Raw genomic sequence first — 24,218 nt, 5'->3', positions numbered from 1 at the left:
TTTGTTTTCAGCCGTCACATCCGTACCGCCCTTGATTTCATCAGCAGGAATGGTAATTACACCGGTTTCCGGATCGACGGTCACGCCTTCCGGCAGTTCATCTTTCGCCGTCCATTTGCCGTCATCGCCTTTTTCGATCGTTACGGTTTGGCTGTTACCGTCTTCGTCAGTGTAACTAACCGTAGCATCTTTAGCATCGCTTGCCGGAGTAACGGTCACACTGCCATCTTCTTTAGCATTGATTTGTGGCGCATCAGGTGCAGTTGTATCGACAGGCGCACCAGAACCGCCTTTGCCACCACCACCGGCGGCTGCAATGCCTGCCAACGGCAGTAATGCCAATAACCACCAAGGACTGAATACCCATAAACCGCTAATTTCATCACCACCTAAAGCCTGTGGTGCTGACATTTGCTCTGCCAACATGCTGACTGCGTCAGAAGTTTGTCCTGATTCCGGCACATAGGCATAAGTATTGCCGTTTTCATGATCACCGACAACCAGATTGGTCGTTCCTTCTTCATCATAATAATTTTCAATGATGACATCCGGCACCATATCGCCATTTTCCAGCATGATCTGTAGATCGTTGCCGACGCGTTTAGTGATGATATTTTGCGGGCCAAAGCCGGTAGCATCATCAATCAATTTGTAATTAACTTCGCTTTGTGCCTTGATAATTAAGGTTTCACCGTCCTTAATGGCATAGTTTGCGATTTCAGTTTTTGCGTTTAATACTTTTAAAGTTGTAGACATCTTTTATCCTAAAATTTAAAAATTCACCCGAGACAGTTTTTTTATCTTTATCCGAGTCGATTGGTTGTTTATATTTAAATCTGCTTAGCGATTTATCTTTATTTTTAAAAAATAAAATCCCTGAGGAACGCTCAAATGAGCGTTTCTCGGTTAATGTTTATTGATAAATTAAAAAATCTAATTGTTGCCGTAAATGAGAATTTCTACTCGGCGGTTAGGTAAGTCGCATTGACTTCTGGCAGTTTTATTACGAGGATATTTTGCCGCACAGTCAGCTACAACCAAGTTTTGTTCACCATAACCCGTGCTGATAATAGGCTGTTTGATTTGTTCCGCTTGCAATACTTTGCGAATCGTTTCGGCTCGTTTTTCGGAAAGCTGTTGATTATAACTTTCAGAACCCGCCGGATCGGTGTAGCCGTTCACAACAATTTTGCTGATTGCAGACTGATCCATCTGGTGAATCTGTTTGACAAATTCTTGCACACTGCGCTTTCCTTCCGGCAATACATCACTATAGCCGGATTTATTCAGTGGAAATGCCGCGTTGGCATTCAAAGAAAAAGACTCAAGTACACGTTCGTTACAATTTTTCAATTTAACGCGTGGCAGAGTTTGCGATTGTAAAGACAACGCCTCGACATCTTTTTCTGCAACTGCATTATCCATAATTTGTAACACCGGCTTACCGTTTTGAATATCGGCCACTTTAATATAGGTCACATTTTGAGTGTCCGCATTAAAACGAATCCCCTCCGAACGGTTACCCGGCTTTTGATTGGTGACCACAGAGGCAGTGACCAAATTACGGGTTTCGCACAATTTGGCCGAACTGAAGCCTTTTTCCAATAATGAAGTTTGATAATCACCGTTGATATAGATATTGATGCCTTCGGCGTTCAAATTCGGGGCACGATAAAAAACCGCAACGCTTTGTTCCTGAGCGGCTTCCGGATTACCATTCGAATAATTTTTCCAGTGCTCTAACGCACCGTTTACTCCGGATTTATTGACAGAGCAAGCACTTAATACAAAAAGTGTGGTTAAAACGACTAAAGATTTTTTCATTGATTTTCCCTAAAGTTTATTTGTGTATTTATCTATCTAAGGACCACATACCCTTGCAGGTATTCGCTAAAATTTCATCAAGTTTACTTACCATTAATTAAACGAGAAACTCACAAATCAATATGCAAATAAAGCAAATAGAATTAAATTTAAACATATAAATATATTTAAGGCGCGTTTTATATCATAATCGACAACATAATCAAAACAAAATTTACTTAAGAAATACAAACTCAACTTAATAGTCACCCTTAGTGACTATATTTACTGATTTAACCCATAACTTGAAAATCAATAAGATATTGATTTATAATTGAATTTTAAAATGGAGAATAAAAAGATATGCCGTATCCGCTTCGATTATTAGAATTGTAAAGATTTGATAGGTGAAAATAATAATATAAATAGATGTGAACGATGATAAAAAATAGCACGGCTTTTTTGCCACGCTACTTTAAATTTAATAACGTATAGTGATTACTTGGATTTCGAGTATTTTATTTAATTCCCTCCACCAACGCTTTCACTAATTTCGGCCCGTGATAGATCAAACCTGAATACAGTTGTAATAGCTCGGCGCCGGCGGCGATTTTTTCCTGTGCGCTGGCAACGGAGTCAATGCCGCCGCTGCCGATAATCGGGATTTCGCCTTTCAGTTCGCTGTGTAAACGGCGAATAATTTGGGTGCTGAGCTGTTGCAACGGTTTGCCGCTCAAACCGCCTTGTTGCTCCGCATTCGTCATGCCCTGCACGCTATCGCGCGAAATCGTGGTATTGGTGGCGATCACGCCGTCCATTTTGTGACGACGCAAAGTATCAGCAATCTGTATCAACTCTTCTTCTGTTTGATCAGGTGCAATTTTGACCGCAATCGGTACATATTTATTGTAATATTCCGCCAACTCCCTCTGCCGCACTTTAATGCCTTGCAACAAATCATCCAACGCTTCGCCGTATTGCAACTGGCGCAACCCGGGCGAGTTGGGCGAGGAGATGTTGATCGTGATATAGCCGGCGTGGTTATACACCTTATTCAAGCAATAAATATAATCGCCTTTGCCGTTTTCGACCGAAGTGCTGGTGTTTTTGCCGATATTAATCCCGATCACGCCGTCATAACGGGCTTTTTTCACATTCTCGACCAAATAATCCACGCCACGATTGTTAAAGCCGTTCCGGTTGATAATGCCCTCGGCTTCCGGCAGGCGGAACTGACGCGGTTTCGGATTGCCGTCTTGTGCCAACGGCGTTACTGTGCCGACTTCGATAAAGCCGAAACCCAACGCCCCAAAGCCGTCTATCGCTTCACCGTTTTTATCCGCACCTGCCGCCAAGCCGATCGGATTTTTGAATTCGATTCCCATACAACTTTTCGCCGTACCTTGCGGACAGCAAAGTGCGGTTTGCAACAGCTGTTTAGCCGGCGTTTTGCCGATCATGCCCAATGCTTTCACGGTAAAATTATGCGCCTGTTCCGCTTCCAGTGAAAACAACCCTTTTTTGATGAGTGAATACATATTATTCCGCCTCTTTATTTAATCAATTTGAGCCGCTGAAAAATCTGACAATCCGCTCAGTCTTCTACTCTAACACGTTAATCGAGCGCCTTTTCGATTTTCTCAAACAAATCTTTCGATAAGTTTTCCAGTTTTGCCAGCCGTTCCAGACCGCGCTTCATCAGGGTTTGCCGTTGGGCATCGTAACGCGCCAGACGAATCAGCGGCTCAATCAGGCGCGAAGCAATTTGCGGATTGCTGTTATTCACCTTGATTAGCACCTCTACCAAGAAACGATAGCCCGATCCGTCAATCGCATGGAAAGCGTTCGGGTTGTGGTTGGCAAAGCTGCCGACCAGTGCGCGCAAACGATTCGGATTGTTGAATTTGAAGCTTGGGTGATCCATTAATTGCTTCACATTTTGCAGCACATCTTCATCAGGACGGGTTGCCTGCAACGCAAACCATTTGTCCATCACCAAACCGTCATGCGCCCATTTTTGTTCAAAATCGGTCAATAAACCGTCACGGCAAGGCAACGCCGCCGATGTCGCCGCCGCCAACGCCGCCAAGGTATCGGTCATATTGTTGGCATGTAAATAATGCGTATTGACCAGCGCATTGCCGAATTCCGTCACCGCCAAATAGCTTAAACAGCAGTTGCGCAAGCTACGCAGGGCAATGTCTTCACGCGCGATACGATAGTTAGGCAAATCGATACGGTGATAGATTTTCAAGAGCAAGTCTTTCAGATGTTCAGCGATATTTTGCTGCAAAAAGCGGCGCACGGCATGAATACCGCTCGGATCAATCACCTTGAATTGCTCGGCAAATTCGGTTTCTTTCGGCAAGGTCAAGATAAGTGCGGTCAGTTCGACATCTTGTTGGTAATTGTCCAAAATGGCGCGCAACGTATCCAATAACATCGGATTCATTTGCAAGGCGTCGCCGTTTTGCCGACGGTGCAGATTTTGGCGCAATTCGTTCGCCAGCAACATTTGTGCCGCATCCCAACGGATAAAATCGTTTTGCGCATGTTTCAACAGCAGTAACAATTGCGCATCGCTGTAATCATAGTCCAGTTTGACCGGTGCGGAGAAATCGCACAGCAGTGCCGGTGTCGGACGGGAATAGACCTGATGAAATTCAAACACCTGCTGGTTATGTAAAATATCCAACACATTGCTGACCGGCCCGTTTTCGTCTTGCAACGCCAATTTGTGCCCCTGCGCATCATACAATTCCATTTTCAACGGAATATGCAGGTTAATTTTATCCAGTTGATCGTGGGTCGGCGGCGTGCTTTGCGCCACGCTTAAACGGTAAATATGCATGCGTTCGTCATATTCGTCACTGACCGTCAACTCCGGCGTGCCTGACTGGCTGTACCAACGGCGGAAAATCGTCAAATCCACACCGGAAGCCCGCTCCATCGCCGATACAAAATCTTCGCAAGTCGCCGCTTTGCCGTCGTTTTCGGCAATATACAGTTTCATACCCTGCTGAAACCGCACTTCGCCCAGCAAGGTGTGCAGCATACGAATCACTTCCGCCCCTTTTTCATACACGGTGACGGTATAAAAGTTATTCATTTCAATCACTTTTTCCGGACGGATCGGATGTGCCATCGGGCCGGCATCTTCGGCAAATTGCACGGTGCGCAAGAGCTTCACATTATTGATCCGATTCACCGATCTGGATCCGGTGTCCGAGGAAAACTCCTGATCACGGAACACCGTCAACCCCTCTTTCAGGCTCAACTGGAACCAATCGCGGCAAGTGACACGGTTACCCGTCCAGTTGTGGAAATATTCGTGGGCGATCACCCGCTCCACGTCTAAATAGTCGTCGTCGGTTGCCGTCGCCGGATTGGCAAGCACAAACTTAGAGTTAAACACGTTCAAGCCTTTGTTTTCCATCGCCCCCATATTGAAGAAATCGACGGCGACGATCATGTAAATATCCAGATCATATTCCAGATCGAACCGCGCTTCGTCCCACTGCATGGATTTTTTCAAACTTTGCATGGCAAAATCGGCACGATCCAAACTGCCTTTGTCGACATACAGTTCCAGCGCGACTTCACGACCGCTCTTGGTGATAAAACGGTCTTGCAGCAGATCAAAATCCCCTGCCACCAGCGCAAATAGATAGCTCGGTTTCGGGAACGGATCTTGCCATTCCACCCAATGTTTTCCGTTCTCTAACTCGCCAGCGGCAATACGGTTGCCGTTGGATAACAGATAAGGATAGCGGGTTTTGTCAGCGCTGATTTTGGTGGTGTAGCGTGCCAATACATCGGGGCGATCCAGCATGTAAGTGATTTGACGGAAGCCTTCCGCTTCGCATTGGGTGCAAAAGCCGTCACCGGATTGATACAGTCCCTGTAACGACGTATTTTCCGCCGGTTTCAAACGGGTCTGCACCGTCAATTCAAAACGTTCGCCCGCCACATTGCTCAAATCCAAAACGAGCGATTCGCTATCTTGTTGATAGCGGGAAAAATCTTCTCCGTTTAATTTCAGCGACACAAATTGAAAACTGTGACCGTCCAAGCGCAATTCGCTTGCGGCTTGATTCAGGCGCTGGAAAGTGGTGGTGGCGGTGACTAGGGTATCTTGCGGATCGAGTTGAAAATCAAGAAAAATATCAGTGGCGGTATAGTCCGGTTTCTTATAATCTTTTCTGTATTTCGCTTTCGCTGGCATTATCTGCTCCATCTGTTTGTTATGCTTATTCGACCGATAAGCATAGAATTTTATCCGTTAACTTGCAATCGAATCACGGCTATCCGCCTAAAAAAGATAAAATATTTCATCAACCTGATCTACAGCGCTTAATTTCTTGGCAAATCATGTTATTCTAACCGCACTTTTCGACTCAACAGCCCTAAAGGAAACTTCTGATTTATGTCTGCAAAAATTGCTATTGTCATGGGATCCCAAAGTGATTGGCCAACCATGATCGAAGCCGCCAATGTGTTGGATCAACTGCAAATCGGCTACCATGTTGAAATCGTTTCGGCCCACCGCACACCGGATAAACTGTTCGGTTTTGCCGAGAATGCGCAGCAAAACGGTTATCATGTGATTATCGCCGGCGCCGGCGGCGCGGCACATCTGCCGGGTATGTTGGCAGCCAAGACCCTTGTGCCGGTGTTGGGTGTACCGGTGAAAAGTTCGATTTTGAGTGGCGTAGACAGCCTGTATTCTATCGTGCAAATGCCGAAAGGAATTCCGGTCGGCACGTTGGCAATCGGTCCGGCGGGCGCAGCCAATGCCGGTTTGTTGGCGGCGCAAATCCTCGCTTGCCATGATCAGGCTTTGGCGCAACGACTGCTGCAATTCAGAACCGAGCAAACCCAAAGCGTATTAGACAACCCCGATCCACGCCAATAATTGACAGCAACAGAACAGGAAGTAATCATGCAAAAAAGTGCCATTTATCCGCCGGTCTATGTGTTGGGTGACGGACAATTGGGGCGAATGCTGCGCTATGCCGGTGCGCCGTTGGATATTGGCGTGCAACCGCTGGCGTTTGATGCGCCGGTATTCGAGATTGAACATCACGCCGTCATCACCGCCGAAATCGAGCGCTGGCCGGCAACGGAACTGACTACCGCACTTTCCTCCCACGCTAATTTTATCAACAAAAATGTTTTCGGCTTGCTCGCCGATCGCCATTCGCAAAAATCACTCTTGGACGAACTGAATTTGCCGACCTCACCGTGGCAGCGCTTGGATTCGGGCAAACAATGGACAACGGTTTTTAATCAAATCGGTGAAAAAGTGGTGGTCAAACGCCGCACCGGCGGCTACGACGGACGCGGGCAATGGATTGTAACCGCCGACAATACCGATGTCATCAGCGACGAGTTGTTCAATGAGGTGATCGCCGAAGCCTTTATTCCGTTTGATTACGAAATCTCCTTAGTCGCTGCGCGTTTTGCCGACGGTTCGACTCGCTTCTACCCTGTCACCCACAATCTGCAACAAAACGGCATTTTGCGTTACAGCGTACAACTCGGTGCAGACCGCACTTTGCAAACGCAAGCGGAAAGCATGCTCGGCGCAATCATGCACAAACTGGATTATGTCGGCGTGATGGCGATGGAATGCTTTGTGGTTGGCGACAAATTGCTGATTAACGAACTTGCGCCGCGCGTTCACAACAGCGGACATTGGACGCAATCCGGCTGCTCGATCAGCCAATTTGAACTGCACCTGCGCGCCCTGCTCAATCTGCCGACACCGCACTTGCAGACCGTTATGCCGAGCGTCATGGTCAATCTGATCGGAACCGAACACAATCCGCAATGGCTTAATCTGCCTTTCGGCCAATTGCATTGGTACGGCAAAGAAGTGCGGTCGGGACGCAAGGTCGGGCATATCAATTTATCCCATCCGGATAAAAACGTGCTGATTGAAAATCTGCGCCGATTGGAAAAGTTATTACCTGAGGATTACCATTCAGGCGTGGAATGGGCGATTGGGAAATTAAGCTGATTTTTGGTTTTTAGGATTGTTATCTGCGTTGAAAATCAGTATAAATAGAAATTCAATTTAGGATTGTTGTCGATAATTGTTTATCCCCAAAGATTCGGTTCAAAAAGTAGAGGCGGATTAACCATCTGCCCGTTTACGAAGTGCGGTATAAACAATTAATCAGTAAAGGATAAATGTAAAGTGCGGTTCGGACGGATAGTTAATCTGCCCCTACAAAGTACATAACCATTTTCATTTCAAACAATGATACTAAAACAATAAAAATTTTATATTACACAACATCATTATCATCAAAATCAAGGAAATCACTATGTTTGAGAAAATCCAAGCGGCTCCTGCCGATCCGATTTTAGGTTTAGGCGAAGCCTTTAAATCCGAAACCCGTGACAACAAAATCAATCTGGGAATCGGCGTGTATAAAGATGCCAACGGACAAACTCCGATTGTGAAAGCGGTTAAAACGGCGGAAAAACGCTTGTTGGAAACAGAAAACAGCAAAAACTATCTGACCATCGACGGCGTGGCGGCGTATAACCGATTCACCCAAGAATTACTGTTCGGCGCAAACAGCGACATCGTCAAAAACAAACGTGCCAAAACCGCACAAAGTTTGGGCGGCACCGGCGCGTTGCGTATCGCCGCCGAGTTTATCAAACGCCAAACCAACGCCCAAAACGTGTGGATTAGCGCCCCGACGTGGCCGAATCACAATGCGATTTTCAACGCCGTCGGCATCACAATCCGTAACTACCGTTACTACAATGAAGAGACCCGTGCCTTGGATTGGGACAACATGATCGCCGATCTCAGCAACGCCGGCGAAGGTGATGTGGTGCTGCTGCACGGCTGCTGCCACAACCCGACCGGAATCGACCCGACGCCCGAACAATGGCAACAATTAGCCGATCTGTCGCTGAAAAACGGCTGGCTGCCGCTGTTTGACTTTGCTTATCAAGGCTTGGCAAACGGTTTGGAAGAAGATGCGTTGGGTCTGCGGACTTTTGCCGCCAACCATAACGAGTTGCTGGTTGCCAGTTCCTATTCCAAAAACTTCGGGCTATATAACGAACGTGTCGGCGCATTCACCTTGGTCGCTGCCGATCAAACTACCGCCGAAACCGCTTTCAGCCAGATCAAATCGATTATCCGCACCATCTACTCCAACCCGTCCTCACACGGCGCAAGTGCGGTAGCACTGGTATTGGGCGATGCGGAACTGAAAGCCGACTGGATCGCCGAGCTGGCGGAAATGCGCCAGCGCATTAAAACCATGCGCCAAAAATTCGTCGAACTGCTACAAGAATACGGTGCACAACAGGATTTCTCTTTCATCATCGAACAAAACGGCATGTTCTCCTTCAGCGGCTTAAGCCCAGAACAAGTGGATCGCCTGAAAGACGAATTCGCGATTTACGCGGTACGCTCCGGACGAATCAACGTCGCCGGCATCACCGAAGATAATATCCGCTATCTGTGCGAAAGCATTGTTAAAGTGCTTTAATCTCGGCAGATTCCAATTGAACAAAGCAGATTACCGTGATGTAATCTGCTTTTTTTCAATATAGACTTGTTAATATTTCAGAAGATTTTGCAGCGGCAAAGCCACTGAAGTCTGCATAACCTCATACGACTTTGCCATGCCGGACTTGGCTACAATAAAAAACCTTACCCAACATTACTCACTCTTGAAACAATAACAATTTTCAATTAGAATGCCGCACCTATTACACCAAGTGGCTATTATTTTTCAATCTGATGAACGGAATCCGTTGTGTTTAAACTCGAACAAATCTCTTATCGACTCGCTAATCACCGCACTTTGCTGCAACCGATTGATTTAACCTTTCATATCGGTAAGGTTTACGGTTTGATCGGGCATAACGGTTCTGGAAAATCGACTTTGATCAAACTGCTTGCCAATCAGCAACCTTGCAGCAGCGGAAAATTGTGGCTGCAAGAGCGTGAAATCAGCCGCTGGGGAACGCGCGAATTTGCGCGTGAAGTGGCTTATCTACCGCAACATCTGCCTGCCGCCACCAATTTAACCGCCCGTGAGTTAATACAAATGGGGCGCTATGCCTGGAACGGTCTGTTCGGACGGGATAAACAAAAGGATCATGCCGCCGTTGAAAACGCCCTGCGCCTGACCCACACCGAAACCTTTGCCGATCAGCTGGTGGATACCCTCTCCGGCGGTGAACGCTCGCGGATTTGGCTGGCAATGCTGTTGGCGCAACAAAGCCGTTTTTTGTTGCTGGACGAACCGTTGGCGGCGTTGGATATTGCCCATCAAGTCGAAGTGATGCAATTGATCCAACAACTTTCGCGGCAATTGAATATCGGCGTGGTAGTGGTGATTCATGATGTTAATCTGGCGGCGCGTTTTTGCGATCACTTGATCGCCCTGCACAGCGGAAAACTGTTAATGCAAGGATCACCGCAACAACTAATGACCCAAGCCAATTTAGCGGCGGTTTACGGCATTGAGCTCAACGTGCTCCCCCACCCGACCGAAGCTGTGCCGGTGGCATTTTTTTAAGCCGACAGGGGAAAGCCGATGAAACACATCAGAACCGGATTTTACCGCTGGGCGGCGATTTTGCTGATACTATTCAGCTACCGCACTTTTGCCCACTCAAGCCCGACAGAGCCGAAAATCGCCACGCTTGACTGGACGGTGGCGGAAACCCTACTTGCGCTGGGACAACCACCGATTGCCGTCGGCGATGCCGAAAGCTACCGCACTTGGGTCGCTGTGCCGCAACTGCCTGCCGATACGCTGGATTTAGGCTCGCGTTTACAACCGAATAAAGAGTTACTCGCCAAGCTAAAACCGGATCTATTCGTCAACAGTGCCATGTTCAGCAGTCTGAAGCCCATTTTGCAATGCTATGTTGCCGATCCCAAGCAAGTGGACAGCGTGGATTTTTACCGTGACGGCGACATTTGGCACAATCAGTTGACTGCCAGCCGGAAACTGGCGCAATTAATCGGCAAACCGCAAGCCGCCGAAACCTTGATTCAACAAAGCGAACAGCTTTTTGCCCGCCTGAAAAATCGATTAAGTGCCTACCAAGACCGCACTTTGCTGCTGGTTCAATTTATCGACAGCCGCCATTTACGGGTTTACGGCGAAAACAGCCTGTTCGGCGCAGTGATTAAGCAAATGGGCTTCCGCAATGCGTGGACACAGGCGGTCACGGTGTGGGGTTCAGCCAATATCGGTATTAACCAACTGGCGGATTTTAAAGACAATCCGCGGTTAATCGTGATCAAACCCTACCCGCTCAACGTGCCGACCGCACTTCAACATAACACCCTTTGGCAGCATCTGCCGTTATCGCAAGATCCGCTTGTGCTTCCGGCGATTTGGACTTTCGGCGCATTGCCGTCGGCGCAACGCTTTGCCACGTCATTAGCCGAAGCCTTGCAGCATGGAGGCGAAGCATGGTAACACGCTCGGTTTATTGGCTGAACGGCGGCTTGTTGCTGCTCTGCATACTGTTAAGCCTATGGTTATTCGATTTACAATTGCCGCAAGATTGGTCGGTGGCGGCTTTATTACAACGGCAAACCGCATCGCTTGAGATCTTATTGCTGCAAAATTACACCCTGCCGCGCATGGCGATTGCCGTACTTGCCGGAACCGCACTTGGCTTATCCAGTCTATTGTTGCAGCAAGTGGTGAATAATCCGCTGGCTTCCGACAATACCCTCGCCGTCAGCAGCGGCGCACAATTCGTATTGTTTGCTTGCACCTTGTTTTTCCCGTCGATTTTGCATTTCGGCACCACGATTATCGCATTTTTGGGCGCACTCGGCGCGTTGCTGTTGGTCTTTTTATTGGCGTGGCGCAAACGTTTATCGCCGTTAATCATGATTCTCGCCGGTTTGGTGGTCAATCTCTATTTGGGATCGCTTTCCGCCACGTTAATGTTGTTCTATCCGGAAGCGTCGCGCGGTTTGATGATTTGGGGCGCCGGTTCTTTGGTGCAGGAAAGCTGGCTCGACAGCGTGCAACTGTTTTGGCTGTTGATTCCGGCATTAATCCTGCTGGCGCTGCTGCAACGTCCGCTCACCATTCTCGGCTTAAACGACAGCAATGCCAAAAGTTTGGGCGTGCCGGTGCAGTGGATTCGCCTTGCCGCGCTGCTGCTTTCCGCCTATTTGGTGGCGATTGTGATCAGCCGTGTCGGTATGCTCGGCTTCATCGGTTTGGCTGCCACCACGATCAGCCGCCAGCTGGGAATCCGTACCTTTAAAGGACAACTGCTGCAAACCGCCTATTTAGCCGCCGTGTTATTGTTGCTGACCGATTTAGCCCTGCAATTGATTGCGCAATATCGGCAAATTCAGTTGCCGACCGGCGCTGTCACAGCGGTGTTAGGCACGCCGCTCTTGTTATGGCTGATGTTTAAAAACCTGCCGCAAAGCGGACGGTTACAATCCGCCGCCCATTTTCTGGCAACGGGCAAAGCGGGCGGACGGCGCACTGCGATCGGTTTAAGCGCCCTGTTTATCCTGACCGCACTTTTCGCCTTGTTGATCGGCAACAGCGCCGACGGCTGGTCGATCAGTCCGTTCTACGACGGCATACTCGATCTGCGCTATCCGCGCCTGCTCTACGCCCTTGCCGCCGGTGTCATGTTGGCGCTGGCAGGCGTGTTGCTGCAACGCTTGAGCTTCAACCCGATGGCAAGCCCGGAATTATTGGGCATCACCTCCGGCGTCAGTTTCGGCGTGTTGGTGGTGATTTTCAGCGTCAGTCAAATCGACATGCAACATTTCTGGCTCGCCGGCATGGCTGGCGCCTTTGCCGTATTGTTCGTTATCATGTTGATCAATGGCCGCAGCGGTATGCTGCCGGAACGGATTTTACTCACCGGCATCAGTCTGGCGGCACTGTTTGATGCGGTGCAGCGGATTCTGCTTGCCGGCGGCGATTTCCGCATGCAACAGCTGCTCAGCTGGACCAGCGGTTCGACCTATTATGCCGAAAGCGGATTGGCGATCGCTTTAACCTTGACCGCACTTGGGCTGCTGCTGGTCAGTTTATTATTCAGCCGTTGGCTTGATCTGCTCAACCTGCAAGCGGTGATGGCAAAAGCCTTAGGCTTAAATTTGACCCAAGCCCGCTGGCTGCTGATTATGCTAAGTGCGGTGCTCACCGCCTGCGCCACGCTGGTGGTCGGGCCGCTCAGTTTTATCGGTTTGCTCGCACCGCACTTGGCGCACTATCTCGGTTTCCACAAACCGCAAGCACAACTTCTTGCCGCCGCGCTGATCGGCGCAACGGTGATGATCGCCGCCGACTGGCTCGGCCGGCAAATTCTGTTTCCGTATGAAATGCCCGCCGGACTGGTAGCAACCCTGCTCGGCGGCAGCTACTTTTTACTGATTATGCGTCGGGTTTAACCGCCCGATTATCCTATTGTTATACTTGAGGAAAATTAACTATGAAGCAAACCTTTAAATATTCTGCGCTCACCACCGCACTTTTGCTCGGCATAAATCCGGCGTTTGCCGACAGCCAAGAAGCCGACGAACTGAAAGTGATTGAGGTGGTCGGAACCATGAACAAATTGGACAGCCAACCATTTAACCAAGCGAAATCGGCCGTGGTTTTGGATAACCAAACATTGACCGAGCAAGGGATTGAAAAAGCCGATGAAATCGCCCGTTATCAAGCCGGTTTCACCAACCAAGTCTTCGGCAGCGACACCAACACCAACTGGTTCCGTGTGCGTGGCACCAATGCCAGCCAAGCCATTGACGGCATGCCGGCGTTGGAGCAGGGCTTTTTCACGCCGCAACTGGAAATGTATGGCGTGGAAGGCGTTGAAATCATCAAAGGATCGGATTCAATGGCTTTCGGGGCTTCCAATGCCGGCGGTTTGATCAACTATATCAGCAAACGCCCGAACAAAGACAAGGTGGGAAAAGGCGAGGTCAGCACGCACTTCGGTAACAAAAACCAACGTGGCGTGGGCGCGGATTATACCGGCAGTTTAAATCACGATGACAGCCTGCGTTACCGTTTGGTCGGTGCGTACAATCATGCCGACGGCGAATGGAGCGGAACTTGGTCGGAAAATTATTACATTGCCCCGTCTATTGCTTGGGATATTTCCGATAAAACCCATTTGACCGTCTTGGCAAGCTATTTAAAAACCGTCGGTGTGCCCAGCTCAAACTTCCTGCCGCAAGACGGCACGCTGGTTGCCACTGCCAAAGGGAAAATCTCCACCCATGCCAATTTAGGCGATCCAAGCCAAGATTATGAAAAAAGTATCACGAAAAGCCTCGGTTATGAATTCAGTCACGATTTCGGCAACGGTTTAAGTTTCAGCCAAAATTACCGTTACCAACAAATCGATAACCGCCACCGCGGTGCTTATGCTTACCCGTCGAGCTATGACGCAAACTGGAATCCGATTCCATTGGCACAATCTGACTATCAAGTCGCGCGCGCAGTGGTTTATAACAACGGAACTGCCAAAAGCCACAGCATTGATAACCGTTTGGCTTGGAAATACAGTAATGAGGTGATTAATAACACCTTGGTCGCCGGTATGGACTACCGCAATCAAAAATTCGATTCGCTTTATACTCTCTACGGCAGCCAAGGCATGGTCAATGTTTATAACCCTGCCGCAACCTATGGCAGTGCCGCAACAATTGCTGCGCCGCAGGTATTAATCAAATCCCGTCAAACCGGATTCTATTTGCAAGATAGCGCCATTTTATGGGACACCGTCGGTTTAACCGCCGGCGTTCGCCACGATCGCGTGCGTAACAGTGAATTGGCCAGTGCGCAAAACGTGCATAAAAACCATACCTCTTATTCCGGTTCCGTGATGTATTTTAACGAGTTAGGCTTAAATCCATATTATGCTTATACCGAATCTTTCCGCGTACCGAACGGTTTAAGCGGCAATGAAACGCTCTATGATCCGAATATCACCAAACAACACGAAATCGGCGTAAAATATATGCCGGACTGGGTTGACGGCACTATTTCGGTTGCGTTGTTCCGCGCAAAAGACAAAGGCGCTTTAATCGGTCAAGGGACAGGAGCAACCATCAGCAGTGTCGATCCGATCAAACGTAAAGGGGTTGAAATTCAGGCTAACCTGAATGTAACCGAGAAATTGCAAACCTTATTCGCCTATACCTATGTGCGCTCCGTCACCGACAATGCAAACGGGACAAAAACCAATACGGCATTGATTCCTAAGCATACTGTCTCTACCCGCCTTGCTTATCAATTCACCGATAAATTGAATGCCGGTGTCGGCGTGCGTTATGTCGGCAACAGCGTCACCGCTAGCGGCTCGCTGTATTCCGGTTACAACGTGCCGTCATCAACTGTGGTGGATTTATTTGCCCGTTACCAGTTGAGCGATAATGTAGTGGCGCAAATGAATATCGACAACGTCGGCAACCGCAAATATCTGGCAGGCTGTGATTACTACTGCTACTATGCCGAAGGTATCAGTGCCGTCGGCAGTTTGTCTTACACATTCTAAACATTCCGCCCAAAAGTGCGGTCTATATCGCAAAGTTCAGGCTACCCGTACGGTAGCCTTTTTTGTTCCGGTAAAAAATACCGCACTTACCGCACGTTACGAGAATTTCGACTCATTTGAGCAAAAACCGCCCTTGCGCCATTCTTAGTACCGTGCCCGCCAGCAACAAAGCAATGCTGATTGAGCCGATCCAAAACAGAATGATACCGAATTGCGCCAATCCTTGTGTTTCTCCCGACATTTGGCTGAGGTATAGACCGACATTTGCCATTGATCCCAAGCCGAATGAAAATCCCCAAAACGACATATTGAAACCGTTGGCGAAAATCCAAGGCAACAAACGGAATAAAAACAGCAGCTGCAACAGCCCGTAGCCGGTTAACATCAAGGCCAAATTATCAATTGCGCCGTGCGTCAAGTGCAGATAGGCATTTGCCGCCACAAACGCCGGCGCCAGTTGAATGCCGATAATCGGGCGCACCGCTTCGTCCAGCGGTGTCAAATTGCGCAGGCGCTGTAAAATCGCCGGTTCGAGCGTTATCCATGACAACGCGCCCATGCCGAAAAACAGCATTGCCCACACATCATAACCCAGTTCGGAAAGTGCGGTGGCGCTGACAAAATTCGCCGCCACCGTCGGTAAATAAATAATCGGCGTCGTCGCTTCCGCCTTATGTGTGCCGCGCCATAAACCCGCCGTACGATAAGCGGCAAAGCCGAGTTGCGCTACCGTTCCCAGCAGAATCAACCCTGCCGCAGCCGAGGTCGATAACGGTAAAACCGCTAAGGCCATCAGCATGGCGGTAATCGGAATCAAGCTGATAAAACAGCATTGAATCAAGTGGTGCAATTCCGCCTGCGCCTGTTGTTTGGCTATAAACCATTTGGCGATATAAACAGACAACAGCGCCAACCACGCCATGCCCGCAAGTGATAAAATCACGGGACTGACAAATGCCGGAAAAGCGTGAAACAGGGCTTCGGCATGCTGCCATGCCAAGCCGATAGAAAAGAGACCTAAGGTAATACTGAAATAACTGACCGGAACGGGAAACGGTTTTTCTTGGATTTGCTGAGTCATAATATATCCACAACAACATAATAGATAAGGTGCGGCTATTGTAGTTCGCTACGGGTAAAAGAAAAACCACCTTGCAAACATTCGCGCCCTTTTGATAAAAAAAGGGCGGTATAGTTCAACTTTTTGGGGTCAGATCACCTCGTTCAAATTCCATACCGCACTTTGTCTTTTTCAAGCTGCGATAGCAACCTGAATCACTTGCCTGTGAGCACTGCCCTGTTACCACTTCTCCGCCGCCGACTTGTCGCTTGCCCGCTCTTCGATCCAGCGCTCGCCTTTATCGGTCAACTCTTTTTTCCAAAACGGCGCTTGGGTTTTGAGGTAGTCCATAATAAATTCATTGGCGTGATACGCATCGCCACGGTGGGCGGAACTGACCCCGACCAAGACGATTTCATCGCCGGTTTGCAGTTTGCCGATGCGGTGAATCAGTTGCACCCGTTGCAGTTCCCAGCGCTGGCAGGCTTGTTGCACGATGTCGCGCAGCGCTTTTTCGGTCATCGCCGGATAGTGTTCCAGATACAGGGTTTGCACACTGTCGCCGAGATTCATATCGCGTACTTTGCCGATAAACAACACCACCGCGCCGCTGCTTTTCGGTGCGGACAACCATTGGTAAACCGCACTTTGATCAAATTCCTCGTTTTGCACCGCAATCCGAACTTCACCGTTCATCTTATCCCCCCGTGACCGGCGGAAAAAACGCCACTTCGTCGCCGTCTTGAATCGGGCTGTCCAGCGGCATCAAGGTTTGGTTGATCGCCACCAACAGTTTTCCGCTTTGTAACGCCAACGCCCATTTGTCGCCTTTGCCGGCTAAATGTTGGCGTAGCTCTTCGGCGGTGGCAAATTCCGCCGCCAGTTGCAGTTCGTCGGTATCGATCAATTCACGCACTTGTGCAAAAAACAGCACCTTAATCATTTCGCTTCTCCTGTTTTTTCCATTGTTTTTTTATTATTTTTCAATCGAAAAATCGCCCGATTTGCCGCCGCTTTTGCTCAACAACCGCACTTGCTCAATCACGATGTCTTTTTGCACCGCTTTACACATATCGTAAATGGTCAGCGCCGCCACTGAAGCCGCTGTCAGCGCTTCCATTTCCACGCCGGTTTTGCCGCTTAAACGGCACAGGCTTTCGATCCGCACTTGGTTGCTTTGCGGAAGTGCGGTCAGGTTGACTTCCACTTTGGTCAGCAACAACGGGTGGCACAGCGGAATCAATTCCCATGTGCGTTTCGCCGCTTGAATACCGGCAATGCGTGCGGTGGCGAACACATCGCCTTTATGGTGATCGCCGTCCAAAATCATTTTTAGGGTTGCGGCCGCCATGCTGACCAACGCTTCGGCACGGGCTTCGCGCACGGTTTCCGCTTTGTTGCCGACGTCCACCATATTGGCTTCGCCGTTGCTATTGATATGGGTAAATTGTTGCATACATTCTCTTTAAGATAGGTCGGGCATTCGCCCGATATTGATAATTCAACCGCCGATCGACGCCAAGTGCGGTCGCACACCGCTGTCGCCTTGGTGTAAATAGTGATGCTCGCGTTTTTGCTGCAATGCCGAATACAGCCTCGCCTGCAACGGCGCTTGCTGCCAATCCTGTTGCAGCAGATCGCGCAACTCCACGCCCTCTTCGCCGAACAAACAGAGGTGCAACTGCCCTTTGGCGGATACCCGTAAGCGGTTGCAATCGGCGCAGAAATCTTTGGAATACGGCATTATCAAGCCGATAGATCCTTGATAATCCGCATGTTTCAGCACTTTGGCAGGTCCGTCGGTGAGTGCGCGTTTTTGCAGCTGCCAGCCGTTTTGCAGCAACTGCTCCATCAACACTGCGCCTGATAAATGGTGACGGCTGAAGAAGTGATCCATTTCGCCGGTTTGCATTAACTCGATAAAGCGCATTTCAATCGGGCGATCTTTGATCCACGCCAAAAAAGCGGCGAAATCCTTATCGTTCAAGCCTTTCATCAGCACCGAATTGACTTTGATCTGCCGATAACCGACCTCAAACGCCTTATCAATGCCGTTCATCACTTGGTGAAACAGGTTTTCACCGGTAATTTGATGAAACATTTTCGGATCGAGGCTGTCCACGCTGACATTAATCGCGTCCAAACCGGCAGCACGCCAATCGGCAACCGATTTCGCCATGCGGTAGCCGTTGGTGGTCAAGGCGATTTTTTGGATTTTATCGTTGGCACGCACGGTTTCGATAATTTGCGTGAAATCTTTACGCAAGGTCGGCTCGCCGCCAGTGACCCGCACTTTTTCCGTGCCCATGGCGGCAAACGCGTTGATCAAGCGCCGAATTTCGCTTAACGTCAGAAACGAGGGTTTATCCGCTTGCGGCCGATAGCCGTCCGGCAGGCAATAATTACATTTGAAATTACACACGTCCGTCACGGACAGGCGTAAATATTGGTATTGGCGTTGGAAGCGATCCACCAAAGACGGCGCTTCATTAACCCAATGAACGGGAATTTGTTTGTTAAAAGACGATTGCATTCTGACACCTTTCTAAACACGAGCGGACAGACCGTTTCCAGCGTATCCGGCGTAGCGCAAACAACCTGCGCTAACAGGCTTGCCGCCCTATTTTTTCAAACGTAGGCAAAACAAGCTCGGAGTAATATGCGTTGTTAAATTTGGATTGATTCTATCATTCCTATCGGCGAGCGCAATCCCCACAACGGCGTAAATTGCGGCTATTTTCGACATTTGTGATCTGACCACGTTTCAAAGTGCGGTTATTTAGCGGATAATACGGCAAGACAATAAAAAACACATGGATTATCACAACCTGATCAGGCATTTGCATGAATTATCACTCTGACCGTCTTCCTCATCTTACCGGATTACAACAGGTCGTTGCCATTGGCGGCGGGCACGGTTTAGGACGACTGATGTCCTCGCTCGGCTTTCTCAAAGAGCGCTTGACCGGCATTGTCACCACCACCGATAACGGCGGCTCGACCGGACGGATCCGCTTGCAACACGGCGGCATTGCTTGGGGCGATTTGCGCAATTGTATCAATCAGTTGATCACCGAACCCAGTACCGCTTCCGCCCTGTTTGAATACCGTTTCAGCGGCAACGGCGATTTAGCCGGACATAATCTCGGCAATTTGATGTTGAAAGCGCTGGAAGATATGAAAATCCGCCCGTTAGAAGGGGTGAATTTGATCCGCACTTTACTGCGGGTGCGCGCCCAGCTGATCCCGATGTCGGAAACGCCGGTGCATTTGGGGGCAAAATTACATTCGGGGGCGACTGTGGTCGGTGAGGTCAATATCGATAAACTGGACGAACTGCCGAAACGCCTGTTTTTGATTCCGCAAGTCAGCGCCACGCCGGAAGCGGTCACGGCGCTGCAACAAGCGGACTTGATTCTGCTCGGTCCCGGCAGCTTCCTCACCAGCATTATGCCGCCGCTGCTGTTGCCCGAAATCGCACAAGCACTGCAAAACAGTGCGGCAAAGATTATTTTTATCGATAATCTCGGCGTCGAGCACAGCCCTGCGGCGAATTTGTCGCTTAAAGATCGGATTGAGTGGATCGAAAGTGCGGTCAGTGCAACTACGGTGGACGGCGTGATCACCTACCCCGAAGCGGATTATCATAAATTAGCCGGCAAACAGGTTCTGGCACGGCAATTGAACGATGATGATATCAGCTACCGCCACAACCGCACTTTGCTGTGCCAAAGTCTGGATCAGCTATTGGCATTATTAACCTGAAGCGCATTAAAACCCTCGCCCTATATATCTGTCAGTTATGATAAATAGCGAATAAGTCTAATTATTGCGCTATTTATTCCCATTGTTATTATTCACTCTTTGCGCATTTTAATACTTAATTAACAAGTGAACAAAATCAGCGGATGATGCCTTGGTGCTCTGTATTTTCTCGAATTGAGTGTCCCTGCTGTAAATGAATTGCGCCAATCAAATCGTCTGCGCCAACTCGAAACGCCTGTCCGAAACCTTTTACAAATAATCCTTGCTGCGGAATTAAATTAAACAGAGTGAAGTCCTTCATTTCAGTTAAATTTTCAACAATTTTTCCGTGGCGTTCCAATAGTGCTGCCGTGCCATGATGCCATTCTGCGCTATCGTGCGAAATGATTTCCGATTTGGCATCAAACGAGAGGCGGCGGCGGGCAAAAATTTGACGGCTGTCGGCTTCATCTTCAATCAGCATTAGCGAAACTTGATTATTGCGTTTTAAATTGCGTGCATGGCGCGCAATATCGGAAATAAAAACGTAATACCCCTTTTCATTGCTGACAAAAGGCGCATAGCTCACGTTCGGTTTCCCCTCTTCATCAACGGTTGCCAACATAAGTGTGCGGCAGCGTTGTTTCAATTCCTGAATTTCAGGGCCTAAGCGATTTTGCAGGCGTTGTTGGCGATCGTCCATATTTTATTCCCCCTCAACAATGGTATAGTGTTGCATTTGCTCGAAATGCTGTAATTGCTCGTTTAACAGTTGGCGGTGCGAATCACGTCCGACAAAAATTTTGCACATTGCCTGTCCTTGATGGTTTAAAAAAATGACGCTCGCCGTCTCCGCCCCCATAAATTGCCGTTTTAAGAATGCAATCTTGGCACAATGTTCAAAGCGGATATGCCCTGAAAGCCCCTCTTTTGAACGTAAATTAAAAAATCCGTGGCGATAAGTACCGGTCGGCAATTTGCCACCCCATTCCCAGATGCCGTCGGCGGTATGCACGATTAACGTCATACAACGCCATTCGGCGATTTCATGCCATACACGATCAAATAACGCCCCTGAAATCATCGGGCAATCCAGCGCCTGTAAAATCTGTTCTAAACTCACCTGATGTTGCGAAGCAAACTCCTCTAACACCATCGGCTGCTCTTCGTTCAATTTTTGTTTTAAAATGTGTAAATCCATGTTAAGACCTCGATTTAATAAACGTTTGTAATGCGCCTAATAATTGGCTTGCCCAAAACCGCCCTTTGGTGGTCAAAACCAGACGGTTAATTTCTGAAAATTCATTGCTGTATTCACATAAACCGCACGATTGCCATTGCTCAAACAATGGGGACAAAATAGCCAGCTCGGTTTGATCAAAGTGTTGTTCGCAACGCAACACGCCTTTCTCGATCGCCCCCTGTAATTTGGCATTGCGAGTAGCATACGGTGGTCGCCGAAACAGCATCGCAATCGGTTTTTGCCCCAGCTCAACCTGTTTGTAATACTCATCCAATTGACGCTGTTGCATAAAATTCCAATTTCCGCTGTTGCCGCCCGCCCCACAGCCAAATGCCAAACAAGTTGCGTTGTCTTTGATCCAAAGGTTATACAGATTGCGCTCACGCGTAGTTTTCGCCCAATGACTGTTGCTTATTTGCTGCCAATGATATTCCGCCAACCAATCGCTACCACACTGATACATCGCGGCTCGCTCAACAAAATCAGCCACTTGTATCTTATTGTTCGCCACTGCTTTGCCTAAAATCGTCTTCGGCAGAATATTGAGCGCATAAAGATCAACACCATCCATTTGCAAATCATCAATCAATGCCAAATCATGCAATAGTGTCTGCTGCGTTTGATTCGGCAAACCGAACAACAGATCGCAAACAATTGCACCTTGATCTAATGCAATAAGATAGGCAATAAAATCAATAATCTGCGCCTCTGTTGATTTACGCCCCAATCCCCGTCGAATTTGAGTATCGAATGTTTGTAAGCCAATTGAAATCCGGTTTGCACCGGCTTCAAAACACGCTGCCAGCTTCTCTTTATTACTTTCGGCAACGCGTGTTTCAATGGTAATTTCACAATCTGCCGCCAACGGAAACCGCTGCTTCAATAACGTTAAAATTTTAACCAGCTGCGCTGCCGAAAGTGCGGTCGGCGTCCCTCCGCCAAAGTAAACCGCTTGAATCGGCGCACTCTGCGCAAAAACGCTGTCGCTCTCTTGTTCAATTTCACGACAAAGAAAATCGGTGTATTGCTGTGCCGCTCCTGCCGCATAGCGATTCTGATAAAAACCACAAAATGTACAATGCGTTTCACAGAACGGAATATGCAAATACAGTACACGCTTATTTTTCTGCGGCTGTTCATTTTGCAGTGCTGCCCATTGCGTTTGGATTAGATCAGGTTGAACCGGCACACTGTCGCCCCAAGGCATACTCGCTTGCCGGGAGGGAAACGGCAACTCTCCCTGTTGTGCAAAAAATGATGAAATATCAAACGGCATCTTTATTTTTCTCTATCTCATTCTTCTTAATATTAAAACCGAAATTCCAAGTTAAATTGAATTTCATTTTGTTTATAGGAATATAACCAGTCCACATTGCTGCGATTGCGCGTGTGCTTTAAGGTGAGGTTTGGCGTGATCCCATGATATTCCCACTTCGGCACTTTAAAAATCGCCATATAGATTTGTTGCCGATCTCGACGCTTGGCTTCTAATGCTGCGGAATAGCCCTGATAACCGGTAATGCGCCACAAACCGATTAACGTAGTGTTCAAGCCAAAGCGGAATTGGTGATTAATCCCTGCACGAATGCCGCGAAGATAATAACGGTTCACATCATCTGAGGCGTTGCGATAAGTCCAGTCTGCACCGGCAAACAGCGTGCTGCGCTCGGAAAGACTGTAATATAACGTGGCGTAAGCCGAATTTAACCGCACTTTGTCCAATCCCGAGCGGACAGTGGCATAACGCTGATATTTTTGTTCTAGCTGAAGATTGAAAAAATACCGCGCTGATAGCTCTTGGGACCACGCCACCAGCAGCCCGACCCCATGCTGATATTTATGGTTTGCCGACGTTTGATATTCCACAAGCGGCGCAAGGGTAAGTGCGGTTTTGGCATTTTGAAAATGATAGCCCCCATAAACCCGCAATGTATTTTCGCTATATTGGTGTTGGTGCGGATAAAATTGTCCGTAACTGTTGAGGCTAAACTGAATGCCATGATTGCCCGACACGGAAGTGTGTTTTTGCAGCGCCAAATCATAACGCCAGCCTTTTGCATTCAATGCCGTCGGCGCAGTGCGCTCTACCAAACAACGATGATTACTCATCAATAAGCAACTGTTTTTACGTGAAGATTGATTGATATTGGCACTATATTGATAGCCGACACTCAATGTCCCCTGCCATTCATCACGTTGTTTCACGCTGTATTGATACTGCTGCAGTGTCTGTTCAATGGTCGGCGGCAACCCGGCTTGGCGCAATTGGGTGAAAAGTGCGGTTGCTTCGCGGTTTTTATGGTTTTCAAATAAAATCCGTGCCAAATCAAGCTGCCCGCGCACAAAATCCGGTTGTGCATTCAATAACAAACGGTAGTAATGTTCGGCTTGATCCAACTGCTTTTGTTCTCTTGCCAAAGCGCCTTCGGCAAACCAAATTAACTCTTTTGTCGCGGTGGGAAAGGTTTTATATCGGCTTAAAAAAGGGGCGACATAGTGCCATAAATTTTGATTAAGTGCGATATACAGCGCTTGCCCGATGGCTTCCGCATTATTTTCCACCTCGAATGATTGCCCGTCTAGGGTGATTTCATCAGTTAGCGACGACTGTTCAGCAGGATTAGGTCGATTCAATTGCTGTTCGTGCTGTTGCCACAGGCGCACGGCTTGATCGTCCTGCGGGTTGGCGTAAACGCCCTGAACCGAGAAACAAGCAACAACCATAAAAGAAAGTGTACGAGCATTTTTTATCATCAGATCACCATAAAAAAGAAACACCAAAAATGCAGAAAAGGGGGAATCACTTTCCCCCTGTTG

Annotated in this window: 20 protein-coding genes, 1 pseudogene and 1 riboswitch; of the genes and pseudogenes, 8 read left to right on the top strand and 13 right to left on the bottom strand. The window is 48.5% G+C overall.

Annotation, left to right across the window (positions count from 1 at the left end):
• From B8880_RS03915 to pepN, 4 genes and pseudogenes are all read right to left on the bottom strand, one after another.
• Positions 1-756: pseudogene (locus B8880_RS03915) on the bottom strand (cell wall anchor protein); the annotation flags it as partial.
• 177 nt (positions 757-933) lie between these two features.
• On the bottom strand, positions 934-1,824 hold the full coding sequence (locus B8880_RS03910; RefSeq protein ID WP_084256123.1) for an OmpA family protein: 891 nt from the start codon (positions 1,822-1,824) through the stop codon (positions 934-936).
• Between the two features lie 497 nt (positions 1,825-2,321).
• Positions 2,322-3,341 carry a quinone-dependent dihydroorotate dehydrogenase gene (gene pyrD / locus B8880_RS03905; RefSeq protein ID WP_084256121.1) on the bottom strand — a complete coding sequence of 340 codons (1,020 nt, stop codon included), beginning with the start codon at positions 3,339-3,341 and terminating at the stop codon, positions 2,322-2,324.
• Between the two features lie 77 nt (positions 3,342-3,418).
• The gene (gene pepN / locus B8880_RS03900; protein WP_084256119.1) at positions 3,419-6,028 is read right to left on the bottom strand and encodes an aminopeptidase N; all 2,610 of its coding nucleotides are present in this window, start codon (positions 6,026-6,028) and stop codon (positions 3,419-3,421) included.
• A gap of 201 nt (positions 6,029-6,229) precedes the next feature.
• Here pepN and purE point away from each other — a divergent pair, with 201 nt between their 5' ends.
• The 7 genes from purE to B8880_RS03865 all read left to right on the top strand — a co-directional run bounded on the left by purE (position 6,230) and on the right by B8880_RS03865 (position 15,354).
• Positions 6,230-6,718, top strand: a complete 489-nt coding sequence (gene purE, locus B8880_RS03895; protein ID WP_084256118.1) for a 5-(carboxyamino)imidazole ribonucleotide mutase — start codon at positions 6,230-6,232, stop codon at positions 6,716-6,718.
• Between the two features lie 27 nt (positions 6,719-6,745).
• Positions 6,746-7,825 (top strand): 5-(carboxyamino)imidazole ribonucleotide synthase, encoded by a 1,080-nt coding sequence (gene purK / locus B8880_RS03890; protein ID WP_084256116.1) that lies wholly within the window; start codon positions 6,746-6,748, stop codon positions 7,823-7,825.
• Between the two features lie 310 nt (positions 7,826-8,135).
• Complete coding sequence (locus tag B8880_RS03885; protein ID WP_084256114.1) at positions 8,136-9,326, top strand: amino acid aminotransferase; 1,191 nt, start codon at positions 8,136-8,138, stop codon at positions 9,324-9,326.
• Positions 9,327-9,596: 270 nt separating this feature from the next.
• Positions 9,597-10,364 (top strand): ABC transporter ATP-binding protein, encoded by a 768-nt coding sequence (locus B8880_RS03880; protein ID WP_084256112.1) that lies wholly within the window; start codon positions 9,597-9,599, stop codon positions 10,362-10,364.
• An 18-nt stretch (positions 10,365-10,382) separates the two neighbouring features.
• Positions 10,383-11,279, top strand: coding sequence for an ABC transporter substrate-binding protein (locus B8880_RS03875; RefSeq protein ID WP_084256110.1), 897 nt, complete (start codon positions 10,383-10,385; stop codon positions 11,277-11,279).
• Positions 11,273-13,240 carry a Fe(3+)-hydroxamate ABC transporter permease FhuB gene (fhuB, locus tag B8880_RS03870; RefSeq protein WP_084256108.1) on the top strand — a complete coding sequence of 656 codons (1,968 nt, stop codon included), beginning with the start codon at positions 11,273-11,275 and terminating at the stop codon, positions 13,238-13,240. Before B8880_RS03875 ends, fhuB begins: the two co-directional genes overlap by 7 nt.
• Positions 13,241-13,281: 41 nt before the next feature.
• Positions 13,282-15,354, top strand: coding sequence for a TonB-dependent siderophore receptor (locus B8880_RS03865; RefSeq protein WP_084256106.1), 2,073 nt, complete (start codon positions 13,282-13,284; stop codon positions 15,352-15,354).
• Positions 15,355-15,466: 112 nt separating this feature from the next.
• Here the strand turns inward: B8880_RS03865 and tehA are convergent, their stop codons facing one another.
• From tehA to moaA, 5 genes are all read right to left on the bottom strand, one after another.
• Positions 15,467-16,435, bottom strand: coding sequence for a dicarboxylate transporter/tellurite-resistance protein TehA (gene tehA / locus B8880_RS03860; RefSeq protein WP_084256104.1), 969 nt, complete (start codon positions 16,433-16,435; stop codon positions 15,467-15,469).
• A gap of 219 nt (positions 16,436-16,654) precedes the next feature.
• A complete protein-coding gene (moaE, locus tag B8880_RS03855) occupies positions 16,655-17,110 on the bottom strand; it encodes a molybdopterin synthase catalytic subunit MoaE (RefSeq protein WP_084256103.1) in 456 nt (151 codons plus the stop codon).
• Position 17,111: 1 nt separating this feature from the next.
• Positions 17,112-17,357: a molybdopterin synthase sulfur carrier subunit gene (moaD, locus tag B8880_RS03850; protein WP_084256102.1), complete on the bottom strand. Its 246-nt coding sequence runs from the start codon at positions 17,355-17,357 to the stop codon at positions 17,112-17,114.
• 33 nt (positions 17,358-17,390) lie between these two features.
• Positions 17,391-17,870 (bottom strand): cyclic pyranopterin monophosphate synthase MoaC, encoded by a 480-nt coding sequence (gene moaC / locus B8880_RS03845; RefSeq protein ID WP_084256101.1) that lies wholly within the window; start codon positions 17,868-17,870, stop codon positions 17,391-17,393.
• Positions 17,871-17,915: 45 nt separating this feature from the next.
• Complete coding sequence (gene moaA, locus B8880_RS03840; protein WP_084256100.1) at positions 17,916-18,947, bottom strand: GTP 3',8-cyclase MoaA; 1,032 nt, start codon at positions 18,945-18,947, stop codon at positions 17,916-17,918.
• Positions 18,938-19,079: riboswitch (molybdenum cofactor riboswitch) on the bottom strand. Its footprint overlaps the gene before it by 10 nt.
• Before the next feature lie 179 nt (positions 19,080-19,258).
• Between moaA and B8880_RS03835 the strand changes: the two genes are divergently transcribed.
• Entirely contained in the window at positions 19,259-20,179 is a 921-nt protein-coding gene (locus tag B8880_RS03835) for a gluconeogenesis factor YvcK family protein (protein ID WP_084256099.1), read from the top strand.
• 136 nt (positions 20,180-20,315) lie between these two features.
• Here the strand turns inward: B8880_RS03835 and hutZ are convergent, their stop codons facing one another.
• Genes hutZ through B8880_RS03815 form a run of 4 tightly spaced genes read right to left on the bottom strand, consistent with a single transcriptional unit; the run spans position 20,316 to position 24,155 of the window.
• A complete protein-coding gene (gene hutZ / locus B8880_RS03830) occupies positions 20,316-20,861 on the bottom strand; it encodes a heme utilization protein HutZ (protein ID WP_084256098.1) in 546 nt (181 codons plus the stop codon).
• Between the two features lie 3 nt (positions 20,862-20,864).
• Entirely contained in the window at positions 20,865-21,359 is a 495-nt protein-coding gene (gene hutX, locus B8880_RS03825; RefSeq protein WP_084256097.1) for a heme utilization cystosolic carrier protein HutX, read from the bottom strand.
• 1 nt (position 21,360) lies between these two features.
• Positions 21,361-22,677: a heme anaerobic degradation radical SAM methyltransferase ChuW/HutW gene (hutW, locus tag B8880_RS03820; RefSeq protein WP_084256096.1), complete on the bottom strand. Its 1,317-nt coding sequence runs from the start codon at positions 22,675-22,677 to the stop codon at positions 21,361-21,363.
• Positions 22,678-22,709: 32 nt separating this feature from the next.
• Complete coding sequence (locus B8880_RS03815; RefSeq protein WP_244165598.1) at positions 22,710-24,155, bottom strand: surface lipoprotein assembly modifier; 1,446 nt, start codon at positions 24,153-24,155, stop codon at positions 22,710-22,712.
• Positions 24,156-24,218 lie beyond the last annotated feature (63 nt).

Source organism: Pasteurella testudinis DSM 23072 (genome assembly GCF_900176075.1).
Classification (GTDB): Bacteria; Pseudomonadota; Gammaproteobacteria; order Enterobacterales; family Pasteurellaceae; genus Chelonobacter; species Chelonobacter testudinis.
The sequence above is the reverse complement of the archived record's forward strand: the minus strand, read 5'-3'. Positions and strand labels throughout refer to the sequence as shown.